We start from the raw sequence: 434 nt of genomic DNA on the forward strand, positions 1-434 counted from the left end.
ATATAGTAAGCGATAGCGCGCTAGATTATATAAAAAATAAACTGTGAAGTAGAGTCGTACGTTCTCTACTTACACAGTTTATTTTACACTCTTGTGACAAGACATAACATCAATTTTGTACATTGTTAAACAATCAATTATGTACATTTTTACGTTGACATTTACACTCTTTAACTCACATCTTTTCAAATCTCGTGGGTTTACTCCAACTTTAACTCACATCTTCTCGAATATCTCACATTCTCCCTACCTACTCGAAGAATCTTGGTATGTCAACAAAAACTTAGACAGAATTCATAAGTTTATAAGAGGTTGGCGTTTGATAATTTAATCCTGCATGTATTCTTTCATTGTTATACCAGTTTATATACATTTTTAATTCAATTTCTAATTGTTCTATCGTATAGAATCTTGTAGTATTTATGAATTCTGTC

The 434-nt window shown here is 30.4% G+C and carries 1 protein-coding gene; it reads right to left on the reverse strand.

From position 1 onward, the window contains the following. Positions 1 to 283: 283 nt before the first annotated feature. Positions 284 to 424: an IS3 family transposase gene (locus tag LQ611_RS14305; RefSeq protein ID WP_119475548.1), complete on the reverse strand. Its 141-nt coding sequence runs from the start codon at positions 422 to 424 to the stop codon at positions 284 to 286. Between the last annotated feature and the right edge of the window lie 10 nt (positions 425 to 434).

This window comes from Mammaliicoccus sp. L-M44 (assembly GCF_022386355.1).
Taxonomy (GTDB): domain Bacteria; phylum Bacillota; class Bacilli; order Staphylococcales; family Staphylococcaceae; genus Mammaliicoccus; species Mammaliicoccus sciuri_A.